The 15,915-nt window shown below is 62.0% G+C and carries 28 protein-coding genes; 1 reads left to right on the top strand and 27 read right to left on the bottom strand.

All coding sequences use genetic code 11. The features are described 5' to 3' along the window. On the top strand, positions 1-615 hold a 615-nt coding region (locus MJ956_RS18165; protein WP_253965838.1), incomplete at its 5' end, for an HAD-IA family hydrolase. A 526-nt stretch (positions 616-1,141) separates the two neighbouring features. Here MJ956_RS18165 and rplQ read toward each other — a convergent pair. From rplQ to rpsJ, 27 genes are all read right to left on the bottom strand, one after another. After that, complete coding sequence (gene rplQ / locus MJ956_RS18160) at positions 1,142-1,567, bottom strand: 50S ribosomal protein L17 (RefSeq protein WP_206454019.1); 426 nt, start codon at positions 1,565-1,567, stop codon at positions 1,142-1,144. A gap of 143 nt (positions 1,568-1,710) precedes the next feature. Continuing rightward, positions 1,711-2,742: a DNA-directed RNA polymerase subunit alpha gene (locus MJ956_RS18155; protein WP_253965837.1), complete on the bottom strand. Its 1,032-nt coding sequence runs from the start codon at positions 2,740-2,742 to the stop codon at positions 1,711-1,713. A gap of 117 nt (positions 2,743-2,859) precedes the next feature. After that, positions 2,860-3,249, bottom strand: coding sequence for a 30S ribosomal protein S11 (gene rpsK, locus MJ956_RS18150; protein WP_206454017.1), 390 nt, complete (start codon positions 3,247-3,249; stop codon positions 2,860-2,862). 83 nt (positions 3,250-3,332) lie between these two features. Next, the gene (gene rpsM / locus MJ956_RS18145) at positions 3,333-3,701 is read right to left on the bottom strand and encodes a 30S ribosomal protein S13 (RefSeq protein WP_206454016.1); all 369 of its coding nucleotides are present in this window, start codon (positions 3,699-3,701) and stop codon (positions 3,333-3,335) included. A 159-nt stretch (positions 3,702-3,860) separates the two neighbouring features. After that, positions 3,861-4,550: an adenylate kinase gene (locus MJ956_RS18140; RefSeq protein WP_253965836.1), complete on the bottom strand. Its 690-nt coding sequence runs from the start codon at positions 4,548-4,550 to the stop codon at positions 3,861-3,863. Beyond that, entirely contained in the window at positions 4,547-5,890 is a 1,344-nt protein-coding gene (gene secY, locus MJ956_RS18135; protein WP_253965835.1) for a preprotein translocase subunit SecY, read from the bottom strand. The genes MJ956_RS18140 and secY overlap by 4 nt, the downstream gene beginning before the upstream one ends. Before the next feature lie 143 nt (positions 5,891-6,033). Then, on the bottom strand, positions 6,034-6,501 hold the full coding sequence (gene rplO, locus MJ956_RS18130) for a 50S ribosomal protein L15 (RefSeq protein ID WP_253965834.1): 468 nt from the start codon (positions 6,499-6,501) through the stop codon (positions 6,034-6,036). A 115-nt stretch (positions 6,502-6,616) separates the two neighbouring features. Continuing rightward, positions 6,617-6,832: a 50S ribosomal protein L30 gene (gene rpmD / locus MJ956_RS18125; protein WP_253965833.1), complete on the bottom strand. Its 216-nt coding sequence runs from the start codon at positions 6,830-6,832 to the stop codon at positions 6,617-6,619. A gap of 55 nt (positions 6,833-6,887) precedes the next feature. Then, the gene (rpsE, locus tag MJ956_RS18120) at positions 6,888-7,442 is read right to left on the bottom strand and encodes a 30S ribosomal protein S5 (RefSeq protein WP_253965832.1); all 555 of its coding nucleotides are present in this window, start codon (positions 7,440-7,442) and stop codon (positions 6,888-6,890) included. A gap of 116 nt (positions 7,443-7,558) precedes the next feature. Continuing rightward, on the bottom strand, positions 7,559-7,921 hold the full coding sequence (gene rplR / locus MJ956_RS18115; protein WP_253965831.1) for a 50S ribosomal protein L18: 363 nt from the start codon (positions 7,919-7,921) through the stop codon (positions 7,559-7,561). An 8-nt stretch (positions 7,922-7,929) separates the two neighbouring features. Next, a complete protein-coding gene (rplF, locus tag MJ956_RS18110; protein WP_253965830.1) occupies positions 7,930-8,463 on the bottom strand; it encodes a 50S ribosomal protein L6 in 534 nt (177 codons plus the stop codon). 41 nt (positions 8,464-8,504) lie between these two features. Continuing rightward, complete coding sequence (gene rpsH / locus MJ956_RS18105) at positions 8,505-8,903, bottom strand: 30S ribosomal protein S8 (RefSeq protein WP_206454008.1); 399 nt, start codon at positions 8,901-8,903, stop codon at positions 8,505-8,507. A 12-nt stretch (positions 8,904-8,915) separates the two neighbouring features. Beyond that, positions 8,916-9,221 carry a 30S ribosomal protein S14 gene (gene rpsN / locus MJ956_RS18100; RefSeq protein ID WP_206454007.1) on the bottom strand — a complete coding sequence of 102 codons (306 nt, stop codon included), beginning with the start codon at positions 9,219-9,221 and terminating at the stop codon, positions 8,916-8,918. Between the two features lie 25 nt (positions 9,222-9,246). After that, positions 9,247-9,810, bottom strand: a complete 564-nt coding sequence (rplE, locus tag MJ956_RS18095; RefSeq protein WP_206454006.1) for a 50S ribosomal protein L5 — start codon at positions 9,808-9,810, stop codon at positions 9,247-9,249. After that, the gene (gene rplX, locus MJ956_RS18090) at positions 9,803-10,117 is read right to left on the bottom strand and encodes a 50S ribosomal protein L24 (RefSeq protein ID WP_206454005.1); all 315 of its coding nucleotides are present in this window, start codon (positions 10,115-10,117) and stop codon (positions 9,803-9,805) included. The genes rplE and rplX overlap by 8 nt, the downstream gene beginning before the upstream one ends. Before the next feature lie 13 nt (positions 10,118-10,130). After that, positions 10,131-10,499 carry a 50S ribosomal protein L14 gene (gene rplN / locus MJ956_RS18085; RefSeq protein ID WP_206454004.1) on the bottom strand — a complete coding sequence of 123 codons (369 nt, stop codon included), beginning with the start codon at positions 10,497-10,499 and terminating at the stop codon, positions 10,131-10,133. Between the two features lie 62 nt (positions 10,500-10,561). After that, positions 10,562-10,810 (bottom strand): 30S ribosomal protein S17, encoded by a 249-nt coding sequence (rpsQ, locus tag MJ956_RS18080; RefSeq protein WP_206454003.1) that lies wholly within the window; start codon positions 10,808-10,810, stop codon positions 10,562-10,564. 10 nt (positions 10,811-10,820) lie between these two features. Continuing rightward, positions 10,821-11,021 (bottom strand): 50S ribosomal protein L29, encoded by a 201-nt coding sequence (gene rpmC, locus MJ956_RS18075; RefSeq protein ID WP_206454002.1) that lies wholly within the window; start codon positions 11,019-11,021, stop codon positions 10,821-10,823. Positions 11,022-11,033: 12 nt separating this feature from the next. Next, a complete protein-coding gene (gene rplP / locus MJ956_RS18070) occupies positions 11,034-11,447 on the bottom strand; it encodes a 50S ribosomal protein L16 (protein ID WP_206454001.1) in 414 nt (137 codons plus the stop codon). A 26-nt stretch (positions 11,448-11,473) separates the two neighbouring features. Further along, positions 11,474-12,178, bottom strand: coding sequence for a 30S ribosomal protein S3 (gene rpsC / locus MJ956_RS18065; RefSeq protein WP_253965829.1), 705 nt, complete (start codon positions 12,176-12,178; stop codon positions 11,474-11,476). Then, on the bottom strand, positions 12,178-12,567 hold the full coding sequence (gene rplV, locus MJ956_RS18060; protein ID WP_253965828.1) for a 50S ribosomal protein L22: 390 nt from the start codon (positions 12,565-12,567) through the stop codon (positions 12,178-12,180). The genes rpsC and rplV overlap by 1 nt, the downstream gene beginning before the upstream one ends. Before the next feature lie 2 nt (positions 12,568-12,569). Then, a complete protein-coding gene (rpsS, locus tag MJ956_RS18055) occupies positions 12,570-12,848 on the bottom strand; it encodes a 30S ribosomal protein S19 (RefSeq protein WP_206453998.1) in 279 nt (92 codons plus the stop codon). Between the two features lie 12 nt (positions 12,849-12,860). Continuing rightward, complete coding sequence (rplB, locus tag MJ956_RS18050) at positions 12,861-13,697, bottom strand: 50S ribosomal protein L2 (RefSeq protein ID WP_253965827.1); 837 nt, start codon at positions 13,695-13,697, stop codon at positions 12,861-12,863. A gap of 23 nt (positions 13,698-13,720) precedes the next feature. Beyond that, entirely contained in the window at positions 13,721-14,014 is a 294-nt protein-coding gene (locus MJ956_RS18045; protein ID WP_253965826.1) for a 50S ribosomal protein L23, read from the bottom strand. Beyond that, positions 14,011-14,631, bottom strand: a complete 621-nt coding sequence (gene rplD, locus MJ956_RS18040) for a 50S ribosomal protein L4 (protein WP_253965825.1) — start codon at positions 14,629-14,631, stop codon at positions 14,011-14,013. Before rplD ends, MJ956_RS18045 begins: the two co-directional genes overlap by 4 nt. Continuing rightward, a complete protein-coding gene (gene rplC / locus MJ956_RS18035) occupies positions 14,631-15,359 on the bottom strand; it encodes a 50S ribosomal protein L3 (protein WP_253965824.1) in 729 nt (242 codons plus the stop codon). The genes rplD and rplC overlap by 1 nt, the downstream gene beginning before the upstream one ends. 25 nt (positions 15,360-15,384) lie before the next feature. Beyond that, on the bottom strand, positions 15,385-15,693 hold the full coding sequence (rpsJ, locus tag MJ956_RS18030; protein ID WP_007066362.1) for a 30S ribosomal protein S10: 309 nt from the start codon (positions 15,691-15,693) through the stop codon (positions 15,385-15,387). Positions 15,694-15,915 lie beyond the last annotated feature (222 nt).

Here is a 15,915-nt window from a genome sequence, read left to right as displayed (position 1 = left end):
TCCATGCCGACCTCCTGGCTATCGAGGGGGCAGTTCCTCATGGCGCCAGGGGGTCAGTTTGCCGTGTCGCCTGACAGGCAGATGGAACGGCTTCAGCTGAGCAATTCGCTGGGCGGCGAGCGCGTACCGTTCCGCAGCGCGACTGGCCAGGCCTTCGACTATGCCGCCCACCAGAAGGGAGTAGCGGCGTCCAGGGAGGTTCGAGCCGAGTTAATCGCCGCATGGGACGAAATCGACCCGTGGCCGGAAGCGCGAGCTGTCGTCGAGGCGGTTAACCAAGGCGGCTTTCAGACGGCGGTTTTGTCGAATGGCGACGAGGCGATGCTGAAAGCCGTGGCGCGGCGGATCGGCGACCCGTTCGATCACATCTTTTCGTCCGAACATGCCGGCCATTACAAACCGCATCCCTCGATGTACAGGTTGCCGCAGGAGCAACTCGGAGTACCGCCGGAGGCGATCCTGCATGTCGCGGGCAGCCGCAGCGATGTGTTCGGCGCCGTCGCCGCGGGCCTGGATTGCTATTGGTCGAACCGCAACCGCGAAATCGTTCTCGATCCGGCCTTCGCACCGGTCTATGACCGAACTGACCTTTCGGACGTTTTATCGGTTATCTGAACGAGTCAGACCAACTTAACGGGCGACCGCCGCGGCGTCCTTGAGAAGCCGTTTCGAAAGGGTCGAGAAGCCGAAATCTCTGTGATTGCAAGAGGTTGTTAAAGGCGGCTTGGAGTTTTCATGTGGACCCGACCACCCTTACCCTCCGTCGGCAGCGTAGGAAATTCATCCGACAATGCGCTCGGCGCGCCTACTACGCCCAGCGTGAGGCTATGCTGATCGCCGCGTAAGATTCGAACCAACAGTCTCCGGGAAAGCCGGGGCGGTTCAGATCTTCAATGACATCGCTCATCCGCTCCATTCGCCGGTAAAAGGGTGTCACGCTCAGCGAAAATAAGGAGATCATAACCGAATCAGGTCAAACGCTGGCCGGTATCAAAGGTCTTCGGATGTCGGACACGCTCCACATAACTGGACCATCCGGCTTGGAGAATGTGATCGGCAAGGATCGGAATGCGGCCGATGGCACAAGAAAAAGGAGCCGCGTGGGCCCCTTCATCATCCTGTCATGGCGTCGATCCGACGATCAGGCGGCGTCTTCCTGCTCGCCTTCGGCCTCCAGCCGCTCGCGATCGATCGCGCCACGGGCCTCTGGATCGCGATCGACGAATTCGATGACCGCCAGCGGAGCATTGTCGCCCCGGCGGAAACCAGCCTTCAGAACGCGGGTATAGCCGCCGTTGCGATCGGCATATCGAGTTGCCAGCGTATCGAACAGCTTGGCGACGACAGAGCCGTCCCGAACCTTCGACAGTGCCTGGCGACGGGCATGAAGATCGCCGCGCTTGCCCAGCGTGATCATCTTCTCGATGATCGGGCGAAGCTCCTTCGCCTTCGGCAGGGTCGTGACGATCTGCTCGTGCATGATCAATGATGCCGACATGTTGGCGAACATCGCTTTACGGTGACTGGCGGTACGGTTGAGTTTCCGGCCGCGCTTGGCGTGACGCATGGGGTTTTCCTCGGAGAAATATGCCGACGCCTTGACGTCGGAGGTCGGGATCTTTGCGTCCCTGCCGTCGAAGCGACAGGCCGCCGTTCCTTTGAATCATTGTATTGGCTCCCGACCGCATCCGCGGTCGGGAGCGCGCCGTCTTAGTACTGGTCTTCGTAGCGCTTGGCCAGGTCGTCAATGTTTTCCGGTGGCCAGTCGGTGACTTCCATACCGAGATGCAGCCCCATCGAGGCAAGCACTTCCTTGATCTCGTTCAGCGACTTACGGCCGAAATTCGGCGTACGCAGCATCTCCGCCTCGGTCTTCTGGATCAGGTCACCGATATAGACGATGTTGTCGTTTTTCAGGCAATTGGCCGACCGTACCGACAGCTCGAGTTCATCGACCTTCTTCAGCAGCGCCGGATTGAACGCCAGCTCGGCCATCTGCTCGTCGGCGGCCCCGGCCGCGCCGCGCTGATCGCGCTGCGGCTCCTCGAAGTTGACGAAGACAGAAAGCTGATCCTGAAGGATACGCGCGGCATAGGCCACCGCATCTTCGCCGGTGATCGAGCCATCCGTCTCGATCTGCATGGTCAGCTTGTCCTTGTTGAGATCCTGCCCCTCGCGGGTGGCTTCGACCTTGTAGGACACCTTCTTGACCGGTGAAAACAGCGAATCCACCGGGATCAGGCCGATCGGCGCATCTTCCGCCCGGTTCTGGTCGGCCGGGACGTAGCCCTTGCCGGTATTGACCGTGAACTCCATGCGGATCTCCGCGCCCTCATCAAGGGTGCAGATCTCATGCTCGGGATTAAGAACCTCGATATCGCCCACGGTCTGGATGTCGCCGGCGCGAACCACGCCAGGGCCCTGCTTGCGCACGACCATGCGCTTCGGCCCTTCGCCCTGCATGCCGATGCAGATTTCCTTCACGTTGAGAACGATGTCGGTGACATCCTCCCGAACGCCCGGAATCGACGAAAACTCGTGCAATACGCCGTCGATCTGAACCGCCGTAATCGCCGCTCCCTGGAGCGACGAGAGCAGGACGCGGCGCAGGGCGTTGCCGAGCGTAAGCCCGAAGCCACGCTCGAGCGGCTCTGCCGTCAGCGATGCCTTGACGCGGCTGCCGCCGCTCTTGAACACCACCTGGTTGGGCTTGGTAAGATCTTGCCAGTTGCTAGCAATCATGACGGATGCCTTTCAGTTTCCTCGCCACCATCCAATCGTGGCGATAGGTCTGATAACGGAGGGTGAAACCCCTCCTGTCGGCCGCACGCCGCACCCGGAAGGATGCGGCGGAAAGCATCAAACGCGGCGCTTCTTGCGCGGACGCACGCCGTTATGCGGGATAGGCGTCACGTCCCGGATCGACGTGATCGTGAAGCCGGCTGCCTGCAGCGCTCGCAATGCCGACTCACGCCCGGAACCCGGCCCGCAAACCTCGACCTCGAGCGTCCGCATGCCGTGCTCTTGCGCCTTCTTGGCAGCGTCTTCGGCGGCGACCTGCGCGGCGAACGGCGTCGACTTGCGCGAGCCCTTGAAGCCCTGTGCGCCCGCCGAGGACCAGGCAATCGCATTGCCCTGCGCGTCGGTGATCGTGATCAACGTGTTGTTGAAGGTCGAACTCACATGGGCAACGCCCGACGTGATGTTCTTGCGCTCGCGGCGACGAACGCGCTGTGCTTCCTTGGCCATTTGATAAGTCCTGTTTGATATCCACACCGCCGTAATGCCGGCGGCTACACCAACAGCGCGCCCGAAGGGCGCACCGCGTAAAATTACTTCTTCTTGCCTGCGATCGCCTTCGCCGGGCCCTTGCGGGTGCGGGCGTTGGTGTGGGTCCGCTGACCGCGAACCGGCAGGCTGCGACGATGCCGCAGGCCGCGATAGCAGCCGAGGTCCATCAGACGCTTGATGTTCATCGCTGTCTCGCGGCGCAGATCGCCCTCGACCTGGTAGTCGCGGTCGATGATCTCGCGGATCTGCAGCACTTCACCGTCGGTCAGGTCATTGACCCGGCGCTCATCGCCGAGATTGACTTTCTGCACGATTTCCTTGGCAAAGGTCGAACCGATGCCATGGATGTACTGCAGCGCGATGACGACGCGCTTGTTGCTCGGGATGTTGACGCCAGCGATACGGGCCACGTCGATACTCCTAGATTTAGATGGGCAGGGAGCCCGTCTCATGCAAGATGAGAGCCCTACGGCCGAAAACGACCGAAGCTGGCCCTCAAACGAAGGCCTGCGCCGATCGCAAAGGATTCGCGAATAGGCGCAGGCTATAGAGCAACGGGGCTCGACAAGTCAACCGCCCGCTTGTCCAGCGCGATACCCGCCTGACGCGGTTTCGGCGCTGAGAATGGCCTCGATACTATCGGTCACGACATCGATCGGTTGCATGCCGTCGACCCTGCGCAATGTCCCCTTGCAGTGATAGTAGCCGACGAGTGGCGACGTATCCCTGTAGTAGGAGCGAAGGCGTGTCCGCATGGTTTCCGCGTTGTCGTCCGGACGGCGCTTGAACTCGGTCGACCCGCAGACGTCGCAGACCCCCGCGACCTTCGGCTGCCTGTCTTCGTCGTGATAGACCGTTCCGCAGCTGGCGCAGGAAAAACGCCCCGAAACCCGCCTCACGAGAATGTCGTCATCGACCTTGATCTCAATGACGTGGTCAAGCCGGAGCCCCTTGTCCTCAAGCATTGCCTCGACCGCGTCCGCCTGATTCAGCGTGCGCGGATATCCGTCGAGAATGAACCCCTTGGCGCAGTCATCCTGATCGATCCGTTCGGACACGATCGCGTTGACGATATCGTCCGACACCAGATTTCCGGCATCCATGACGGCTTTCGCCTTGCGGCCGATTTCGCTCTGGGCGGCCACGGCCGCCCGCAACATGTCCCCGGTCGAAAGCTGCGGAATCCCGTGCCGCTCGATCAACCTCTGCGCCTGGGTGCCCTTCCCGGCTCCCGGTGGCCCGAGCAGTATGAGTCTCATCTGGCTCCCCGTCTCCCACCCCTGAGCTTCGACTTCTTGACGAGGCCCTCGTACTGGTGCGCCAGAAGATGCCCCTGCACCTGAGCGACCGTATCCATCGTGACACTGACCACGATCAGCAAGGACGTACCACCGAGATAGAACGGGACACCTACGGTCGTAATCAAAAACTCGGGTAGAAGACAGATAAGAACGAGATAGATGGCTCCGACGACCGTGATGCGCGTCAGCACGTAATCGATGTATTCCGCTGTTCGTTCACCCGGCCGAATGCCTGGGACGAAACCGCCATGCTTCTTCAGATTGTCGGCCGTGTCCTTCGGATTGAAGACGACCGCCGTATAGAAGAACGCGAAGAAGGCGATCAGACTGCCATAGAGAAACATGTGCAGCGGCTGGCCGTTGCCGAGGGAGGCGACGATGGCCGTCGCCCAGCCGGGCAGAGTCGACGTGTCGGAAAAATTCGCCATCGTCACCGGCAGCAGAAGCAGCGACGACGCGAAGATCGGCGGAATGACGCCCGCGGTGTTCAGCTTCAATGGCAGGTGCGACGTGTCGCCCTGAAACATGCGATTGCCGACCTGGCGCTTCGGATACTGGATCAGCAGCCGGCGCTGCGCCCGCTCGAAGAACACGATCACCGCGATCGATACAACCGCGACCAGGATCACCAGAAGAATGATTGCCGTCGACAGCGCGCCGGTTCGCCCGAGTTCCAGGAGGTTGGCGATCGCAGACGGGAGATTGGCGACGATACCGGCAAAGATGATCAACGAAATACCGTTGCCGATGCCGCGCGCGGTAATCTGCTCACCAAGCCACATCAGGAACATGGTGCCGCCGACCAGCGTGATGACAGCTGAAATCTGGAAGAATGTGCCGGGGTCGACCACGATCCCCGGTTGGGTCTGCAATCCAACGGCGATGCCGTAGGCCTGCACGGTCGCCAGCAGCACGGTACCGTAGCGCGTGTACTGGTTGATGATTTTGCGGCCCTGCTCGCCTTCCTTCTTCAGCTGCTCCAACGACGGAATGACCGACGTCATCAGCTGAATGATGATCGAGGCGGAGATATACGGCATGATGCCGAGGGCAAAGATCGCCATGCGCCCGACGGCGCCGCCGGAGAACATGTTGAACATGCCCAAAATACCGGTCGACTGCTGCTGAAACGCCTGCGCCAACGCGTCCGGATTGATGCCCGGCATCGGGATATAGGTCCCGAGGCGATAGACAAGCAGTGCACCAAGGGTGAACCAGATGCGCTTCTTGAGATCCTCGGCCTTGGCGAAGGCCGAGAAATTCAAGTTAGCGGCGAGTTGTTCCGCAGCCGATGCCATGTCGAACTTGTCTCCGGGTTGTCCCGTGGGTCAGCAGAAGGACGGTGACTCGCGTTCCGCCTCACGTGAGCGGGTAGAGCAAATCTCTCCCCCGAGAAAGCACGAGAGATAAACGGCGAGGAAGGCGTGTGCAAGAAGGGCGATTAAGCCTGCGCACCCGCCGTCGTCACCGACCCACCCGCCTTCTCGACCTTTTCAACCGCCGACTTCGACGCGCCGTCGACCGTGATCGAAACCTTCGCGGAAAGTTCGCCGTCTCCCAGAAGGCGGATGCCGTCCTTGGAACGGCGCACCAGGCCCGCCGCCTTCAGCGCGGCGAGATCGATCGTGCCCTTGGCATCCAGTTTGCCGGCGTCGATCGCCTGCTGGATCCGGCCGACCGAGACCACGTTGAAGCTCTTGGCAAAAATATTCGTGAAGCCGCGCTTCGGCAGACGCCGGAAGAGCGGCATCTGACCGCCCTCGAACCCGTTGATGGCCACGCCCGACCGGGACTTCTGCCCCTTGACGCCGCGACCGCCGGTCTTGCCGCGTCCCGAGCCGATTCCGCGACCCACGCGCTGGCGCGAATGAGTGGCGCCTTCCTTGTCGGAAATCTCGTTGAGTTTCATCTTGTTTCTCCTGGAACATCGACCCCGTCAACGCGATGCGATGCGTGCGGTCGAGGTTCTGGCAAAGGGGGGTTGGGCTCCTCGACCGCGCGAGCTCCTCGCTCCGCGGCGCTCGTCAAGCCTCTTCGACCACACGCACGAGGTGAGCGACCTTGGCGATCATGCCGCGCACCGCGGGAGTATCCTCCAGCGTGCGGCGACGGTGCATCTTGTTCAGACCAAGACCGACCAGCGTCTGGCGCTGAGCACCAGGGCGGCGGACCGGGCTGCCGGTCTGCTCGACCGTGACCGTGGTGGCTTTGCCCTTCGCGGGGGATTTCTTTTCGGCCATCGATTGGCTCCTTCAGTCAAAGCGCGAGACCCTCGGTTGAGGTTCTCGCTTCCAATCAATCTTCGGACGCCTGAGCGCCGATGACTTCCCGGCGGCGGGCCTGAAGGGTCGAATATTTGATACCCCGGCGGGATGCGACGTCCTTGGGATGCGTGGCGTTCTTCAGGCCGTCGAAGGTGGCGCGAACCATGTTGTAGGGGTTCGACGATCCGAGCGACTTGGCAACCACGTCGTGCATGCCGACCGCTTCGAAGACGGCGCGCATCGGGCCACCGGCGATGATGCCGGTACCGGCCTCGGCGGCGCGCAGGATGACCTTGCCGGCGCCGTGGCGGCCGGTGACGTCATGGTGCAGCGTACGGGCGTCGCGCAAGGGCACGAAGATCAAATCGCGCTTGGCGGCTTCCGTCGCCTTGCGGATGGCTTCCGGCACTTCGCGCGCCTTGCCGTGGCCGAAGCCGACCCGGCCCTTCAGATCGCCGACGACGACGAGCGCGGCGAAACCGAATCTGCGGCCGCCCTTCACCACCTTGGCGACGCGGTTGATGTGGACGAGCTTGTCGACGAAACCGTCATCGCGGTCGTCACGTCTGTCGTTACGAGGCGCCATATCCTGTTCCTTGTTCTTTTCCGGAGGCGTCTTTTGAAAAGACGGCCGCATCGAGCGACCGCCGAACGGTCATATGATCCACCCCAACGAAAACGTCCGGACGGACCGAGCAGGCCTCAGAAGTTGAGGCCGCCCTCGCGCGCCGAATCGGCCAGCGCCTTCACGCGGCCGTGGTAGATGAACGAGCCGCGATCGAACACGACGTCGGTCACCCCCGCTTCCTTTGCACGATCGGCGACGAGCTTGCCGACCGCCGCAGCCGCGGCGGTATCGGCACCGGTCTTCAGTTCCGAACGCAGTGACGGCTCGAGCGTGGAAGCCGAAGCGAGCGTACGGCCCGCCGCGTCGTCGATGATCTGCGCGTAGATGTGCTTCGAAGAGCGGTGGACGGACAGCCGCGGACGACCGTTCGCCACCTTCTTCAGCGAGCGACGGATGCGCGAAGCCCGGCGTCGCAGGTTTGCCTTCAAGGTAGCCATAACGAGCCCTACTTCTTCTTGCCTTCTTTGCGAACGATCGTCTCGTTCGCGTATTTCACGCCCTTGCCCTTGTAGGGCTCTGGGCCGCGATAGCCTCGGATTTCAGCCGCGACCTGGCCGACCTTTTGCCGGTCGATACCCGAGATGACGATTTCCGTCGGCTTGGGCACGACAATCTGGATGCCTTCCGGCACCGGATAGAGCACGTCATGCGAAAAGCCCAGAGCCAACTGCAGATTCTTGCCCTGCAACGAAGCGCGATAACCGACGCCGTTGATTTCGAGCTTCTTTTCAAAGCCGGTCTTCACGCCGTTGAGGATGTTCGCGATCATCGTCCGCGACATGCCCCATTTGGAGCGCGCATCCTTGGAATTGTCGCGCGGATCGACGGCAACCGCGCCGTCCTCCATCTTGACCAGCACTTCTTCATTGACGACGTAGGACAGTTCGCCCTTCGGTCCCTTAGCCTTGACCGTCTGCCCCTCGACGGAGGCGGTGACGCCCTCGGGCACGGCGACCGGCTTCTTACCAATACGAGACATTTCGATACCCTGTCCGTTCGTTGCGGGTTGAGGCTGCCGCGTCAGAAGACGCGGCAGAGCACCTCGCCGCCGACATTCTGTTCGCGGGCACTGTGATCGGCCATCACGCCTTTCGGAGTCGAAAGAACGGAGATGCCGAGACCATTGGCGACCTGCGGGATGGTCTTCGCCGAAACGTAGACCCGACGACCAGGCTTGGAAACGCGAGCGATCTCGCGAATGACCGGGCCGTTGTCGTAATATTTCAACTCGATTTCGAAGTCGGACTTGCCGTTCTCGAACTCGGTCTGGGTGTAGCCACGAATGTAGCCCTCGTCCTTCAGGACATCGAGGACTCGGCCGCGCAGTTTCGACGCCGGCGTGGAGACCGTCGTCTTGTTGCGCATGATCGCGTTACGGATGCGGGTCAGCATATCGCCGAGCGGATCAGACAGTGACATGTCGCTACCTCCTTACCAGCTCGACTTCACGATACCGGGGATCTGGCCATTGTTGCCGAGTTCCCGGAGCGCGATGCGGCTCATCTTCAGCTTGCGATAATAGGCGCGCGGACGGCCCGTCACTTCGCAGCGATTGCGGATACGTACCTTCGAGCCGTTGCGCGGAAGTTCCGCGAGCTGGAGCTGCGCCTGAAAACGCTCCTCCATGGGAGCGTCGGCATTCTTGGTGATCGCCTTCAGAGCGGCGCGCTTGGCGGCATATTTCGCCACCAGCTTCATGCGCCGGTTGTTCTGCTCGATCATGCCCTTTTTGGCCATTGTCTCGTCCTTTGCTCGTCTGCCGTTACTGGCGGAAGGGGAAGTTGAACGCCTTCAACAGCGCTCGGGCTTCCTCGTCGGTCTTCGCCGTCGTACAGACGATGATGTCCATGCCCCACATCTGATCGACCTTGTCGTAGTTGATCTCGGGGAACACGATGTGCTCCTTGACGCCCATCGCGAAATTGCCGCGACCGTCAAAGCTCTTCGGGTTCAGGCCGCGGAAGTCGCGAACGCGCGGCAGCGCGATCTGGACCAGCCGATCCATGAACTCATACATTTTATCCTTGCGAAGCGTGACCTTCGCGCCGATCGGCATGCCCTCGCGGACCTTGAATCCGGCGATCGAGTTGCGGGCGTGCGTGATGACCGGCTTCTGACCGGCGATCCTTGCCAGATCCTCGGCCGCCACCGTCGGCTTCTTGGAATCGGCGGTGGCCTCACCGACACCCATGTTGATCACGATCTTGTCGACGCGGGGAACCTGCATCTCGTTCTTGTACGAGAACTGTTCCTGCATCGCCTTGCGGACCTCTTCGCGATAGACGCGCTTGAGACGCGGCACGTAAGCGGTTTCCGTATCAGCCATTGATCTGCTCTCCCGAGCGCTTCGCGACACGCACCTTCGTGCCGTCGTCGAGGGTCTTGAAGCCCACGCGCGTCGCCTTGCCGTCCTTCGGATCGGCGACCGCGATGTTCGACAATTGGATCGGGGCTTCCTTTGTGATGATACCGGCTTCCTGGGAAGCGGACTGGCGTTGATGGCGCTTGATCATATTGACCCCGCGTACCAGTGCCCGCCCCTCTTTCGGCATCATCTGAATCACTTCACCCGACCGGCCCTTGTCCTTGCCGGCGAGCACGACGACATTGTCGCCCTTGCGGATCTTCTGCATCGTCCGCCTCCTCTTAAAGAACTTCGGGGGCCAGGGAGACGATCTTCATGTGGCTCTTGGCGCGAAGCTCGCGCGGAACCGGTCCGAAGATACGCGTGCCAAGCGGCTCTTTCTTGTTGTCGATGATGACGGCGGCGTTCCGGTCGAACCGGATGACCGAGCCGTCAGCGCGGCGGATGTCCTTGGCGGTACGCACCACCACGGCCTTCATCACATCGCCCTTTTTCACGCGGCCGCGCGGAATGGCCTCCTTGACGGAAACGACAATGATGTCGCCCACCGAGGCATATTTCCGCTTCGAGCCGCCCAGCACCTTGATGCACATGACACGACGGGCGCCGGAATTATCCGCGACGTCGAGGTTTGTTTGCATCTGAATCATGTCAGGCCGCCTTCAAAACTTGCTGCCGGGACGTGCCGAACCGCACTGTCCCGGCCAATCCATCAACTGGCTGCTGCCACGCCGTTCGAAACGACGATCCAGCTCTTGTCCTTCGAGATCGGCCGGGTCTCCTCGATGGAGACCATATCGCCGACCTTGCACTGATTGTTCTCGTCGTGCGCCTTGTACTTCTTCGACCGGCGCACGGTCTTCTTGAACAGCGGATGGGTGAAGCGACGCTCCACCAGCACGACCACCGTCTTTTCGTTCTTGTCGGAGACCACAGTCCCCTGCAGGATGCGTTTCGGCATAGTTCCGTCCTCAGGCCTTGGCCTCGCCCGCCTTATGGCGAGAAATCGTCTTGATTCGCGCGATATCGCGGCGCACTTGGCGCACGCGGGCGGTATTCTCGAGCTGACCCGTGGCACGCTGGAAGCGCAGGTTGAACTGCTCCTTCTTCAGCTTGCCGAGCTCATCGGTGAGTTCGTCCTGGGTCATCGCTTTGACGTCGGAAGCTTTCACTTCAAACTCTCCTTACTCGGCAATGCGCTGGATAAAGCGCGTGCGGATCGGCAGTTTTGCCGCGCCGAGGCGAAGCGCCTCGCGGGCAGTCACTTCATCGACCCCGTCGATCTCGAAGACCACACGGCCCGGATGAACACGCGCCGCCCAATAGTCGACGGAGCCCTTACCCTTACCCATGCGGACTTCGGTCGGCTTCGAGGTTACCGGCAGATCCGGAAAGATCCGGATCCACACGCGCCCCTGGCGCTTCATCTGTCGGGTGATCGCGCGGCGGGCCGCCTCGATCTGGCGAGCGGTCACCCGCTCCGGTTCCATCGCCTTCAGGCCGAAGGCACCGAAGTTGAGGCCGGTTCCGCCCTTTGCGGTACCATGAATGCGTCCCTTGAACGCCTTCCGGTACTTAGTGCGCTTTGGCTGCAGCATCTTAGTTCACTCCGAATTCTGAACGCTCAGGCGTGTTCCCGGCGACGACCGCCACCTTGACTGTCGCCCTCGATCTGCCGGCGTTCGGACGCCATCGGATCGTGCTCGAGAATCTCGCCCTTGAAGATCCAGACCTTGACGCCGCAAATACCGTAGGCAGTCTTCGCCTCGGCGGTGCCATAGTCGATGTCGGCGCGCAGCGTGTGCAACGGCACACGGCCTTCGCGATACCACTCCGTCCGCGCGATCTCCGCGCCGCCGAGACGGCCGCCGCAATTGATGCGGATGCCCTCGGCGCCGAGGCGCATCGCGGACTGGACAGCACGCTTCATGGCGCGGCGGAACGCCACGCGGCGCTCCAGCTGCTGGGCGATCGACTGCGCGACCAGGGTCGCGTCCGTCTCGGGCTTGCGCACCACGACGATGTTGATGTGCGTCTCGGCGTTGGTCATCGAGGCCAGCTTCTTGCGAAGCTTCTCGATATCCGCGCCCTTCTTGCCGATGACGATGCCCGGACGCGCCGAGTGGATCGTGATCCGGCACTTCTTGTGCGGACGCTCGATGACGATCTTGGAGACCGCGGCCTGCTTCAGCTCTTCGAGCAGATAGCGGCGGATCTTCAGATCCTCGTGCAGCAACTGGCCATATTCGCCGGTGTTGGCGAACCAACGCGAATCCCAGGTGCGGTTGATGCCGAGCCGAAAGCCGGTCGGATTGATTTTCTGACCCATTACGCGGCCTCCTCGAGTTCGGCGATCTCGCGCACGACGATCGTCAGATGCGAGAACGGCTTCTCGACCCGGCTCGCCCGGCCGCGACCGCGGGCATGGAAACGCTTCATCGTGATCGACTTGCCCACATAGGCTTCGGCAACGATCAGCGAATCGACGTCGAGATCATGATTGTTCTCGGCATTGGCGATGGCGCTTTCCAGCGTCTTTTTCACCGTCTCGGCGATCCGCTTGCGCGAGAAGGTCAAGTCCGCCAGCGCGGCGTCCACCTTCTTGCCACGGATCAGTTGCGCGACGAGGTTGAGCTTCTGCGGGCTGACACGGATCGTCCGGGCAACAGCCTTCGCCTCGTTATCCTTCAGCCGACGCTCGGCTTTGGCCTTGCCCATCGTTATTTCCTCTTCGCCTTCTTGTCGGCGCCGTGGCCATAATAGGTCCGTGTCGGAGCAAATTCGCCGAACTTGTGCCCGACCATGTCCTCGTTGACCGAAACCGGGATGTGCTTGGAGCCGTTGTAGACGCCGAAGGTCTGGCCGACGAACTGCGGCAGGATCGTCGACCGACGGCTCCAGATCTTGATCACATCGTTGCGGCCGCTCGCGCGCCCCTTCTCGGCTTTCTTGAGAAGGTAGCCATCGACGAACGGACCCTTCCAGACGGAACGTGTCATGAAAAAATCCTCTTACTTCTTACGCTGATGACGCGAGCGCATGATGAACTTGTCGGTCGCCTTGTTCTGGCGGGTCCGCTTGCCCTTCGTCGGCTTGCCCCAGGGCGACACCGGATGGCGGCCACCGGAAGTCCGGCCTTCACCGCCGCCATGCGGGTGGTCCACCGGATTCATCGCAACACCGCGAACATGCGGACGACGACCCAGCCAGCGCGAACGACCGGCCTTGCCGAGATTGATGTTCGAATGATCCGGGTTCGACACCGCGCCGACCGTGGCAAAACACGACGACGGCACCAGCCGCTGCTCGCCGGAGTTCAGGCGAAGGATCGCAAGACCGGCATCGCGACCGACCAGCTGAGCGTAGGACCCGGCGGAGCGAGCGATCTGACCACCCTTTTCCGGCTTCATCTCGACATTGTGGACGATCGTCCCGACCGGCATCGCCGACAGCGGCATCGCATTGCCCGGCTTGACGTCGACGCCCGAGAGCCCGGCGATGACCTTGTCGCCCGCCGCAAGCCGCTGCGGCGCCAGGATGTAGGCGACCTGCCCGTCCTCATACTTGACCAGCGCGATGAACGCGGTGCGGTTCGGATCATACTCGATCCGCTCGACCGTCGCCCACATGTCGAGCTTGCGGCGCTTGAAGTCGATCACGCGGTAGGTACGCTTGTGACCGCCACCCTGGTAGCGCGCCGTCACCCGACCGGTGTTGTTGCGTCCGCCCTTTTGAGTCAGCCCCTGGGTGAGCTGCTTGACAGGCTTGCCCTTCCACAGACCCGAGCGATCGACGATGACCAGCTGGCGCTGGCTCGGCGTGTTCGGTTTGAAATTCTTTAATGCCATTGCCTAAGCTCCTCCGGTCCCGATCAAAGACCGGTCGAGACGTCGATGGACTGGCCTTCGGCCAGCGTGACGACGGCTTTTTTCTGATCGCTCTGGCGGCCGATACGACCGCGGAAGCGCTTGACCTTGCCCTTGCGGACCAGCGTGTTGACGGCCGTGACCTTCACGCCGAACAGCGCCTCGACAGCCGCCTTGATATCCGGCTTGGTCGCGGTACGCGGCACGTTGAAGACAACCTGGTTGGACTCCGAAAGAAGCGTCGACTTCTCGGTGATCACCGGACTCGTGATGACGTCGTAATGACGAAGATCGCTCACTTGAACCGCTCCTCCAGAGCTTCGATCGCAGCCTTCGACAGAACCAGCGTCTGGCGGCGGAGAATGTCGTAGACGTTGATGCCCTGGATCGGCAGCACGTCGATATGCGGAATGTTGCGGGCCGAACGCGAAAAATTCGTGTCCAGCTCGGCACCATCGATGATCAGCGCGTTGGCCAGGCCGAGACCGGCGAAGCGCTTGATCATCGCCTTGGTCTTGGCTTCCGACGACTTCAGCTCGTCAACGACGATGAGGCCGCCCGATTTCGCCTTGGCCGAAAGCGCATGCTTGAGAGCCAGCGCCCGAACCTTCTTGGGAAGGTCATGAGCATGGCTGCGCGAAGTCGGACCATGGGCCTTGCCGCCGCCGCGGAACTGCGGCGCACGCGCCGAGCCGTGACGCGCCCGTCCGGTGCCCTTCTGGCGGTACAGCTTGGCGCCGGTGCGCGCGATCTCGGCGCGGCCGAGCGTCTGATGCGTGCCCTGCTGGCGCTTGGCCAACTGCCAGCGGACCATCCGCTGCAGGATGTCCTCGCGTGGCTCGAGGCCGAAGATCTCGTCCGCCAGCGTAACCGTGCCGGCGTCCTTGCCGTCGAGGCTCTTGATCGTAATGTCCATTATTCCGCTCCCTCGGAAGCGTCCGCGGGTTCCGCGGCGGCGCCATCGTTGGCGGCCGAACGCAGCGCGGCCGGCTTCGGCGCGTTGTCGGGCAGCGAGGCCTTGATGGCATCGCGAATTTCGATCCAGCCGCCCTTGGAACCTGGAACCGCGCCGCGGATCAGGATCAGGCCCTTGTCGAGATCGGTGCGGACCACTTCGAGGTTCTGCGTCGTGACGCGAACCTGCCCCATGTGCCCGGCCATCTTCTTGTTTTTGAAGACCTTGCCCGGATCCTGACGCTGACCGGTCGAACCGTGCGAGCGATGCGAGACCGAGACGCCGTGGGTGGCGCGCAGGCCGCCGAAATTATGACGCTTCATCGCGCCGGCAAAACCCTTACCGATCGAGGGTCCGGTCACGTCGACCATCTGCCCGGCCACGAAATGCTCGGCCGTGATCTCGGCACCGACATCGATCATGTTGTCGTCCGAGACGCGAAACTCGACGAGCTTGCGCTTCGGCTCCACCGAAGCCTGGGCGAACACGCCGCGCATCGGCTTCGACGTATTCTTGACCTTGGCGAGGCCAGCGCCGACCTGAACGGCGGTGTAGCCGTTCTTTTCCTTGGTCCGCTGAGCCACGACCTGGAGGTTTTCGACCTTCAGAACGGTAACCGGAACATGCTCGCCGACGTCATTGTAGACGCGGGTCATGCCGACCTTCTGGGCTATCACACCTGAACGCATGGGCGTTATCCTTCCCGTGCTCGGATCAGAGCTTGATCTCGACGTCCACGCCAGCGGCGAGGTCGAGTTTCATGAGCGCGTCGACCGTCTGCGGCGTCGGATCGACGATGTCGAGGAGCCGCTTGTGGGTGCGCATTTCGAACTGCTCGCGCGACTTCTTGTCGATGTGCGGCGAGCGGTTGACGGTGAACTTTTCGATCCGCGTTGGCAGCGGGATCGGACCGCGCACGTTCGCGCCGGTACGCTTGGCGGTCGACACGATCTCCCGGGTCGACGCATCGAGAACCCGGTGATCGAACGCCTTGAGGCGGATACGGATATTCTGGCCGTTCATTTCATTCGTCCTCTCGTCGGAGACCACCGGCGCGGCGGCGCTTTCCGAGCGCTTGTCTTCTCAAAGCAGCCAATGTGGCGCGAGGCATGCCCCGTTCGCCCCTGCGGGCAAAGCAGCGGGCGCGTCACACTCGATCGTGCCGCAACGCGCCCGCCTTAGTCGTATCTTACTCGACGATCGAGGCGACGATGCCGGCGCCGACGGTGCGGCCGCCTTCACGGA

It is taken from the genome of Aurantimonas marianensis (genome assembly GCF_024195285.1).
Lineage (GTDB): Bacteria > Pseudomonadota > Alphaproteobacteria > Rhizobiales > Rhizobiaceae > Aurantimonas > Aurantimonas marianensis.
Note: the sequence above shows the minus strand (reverse complement) of the source record. Positions and strands in the feature narration are given on the sequence as shown.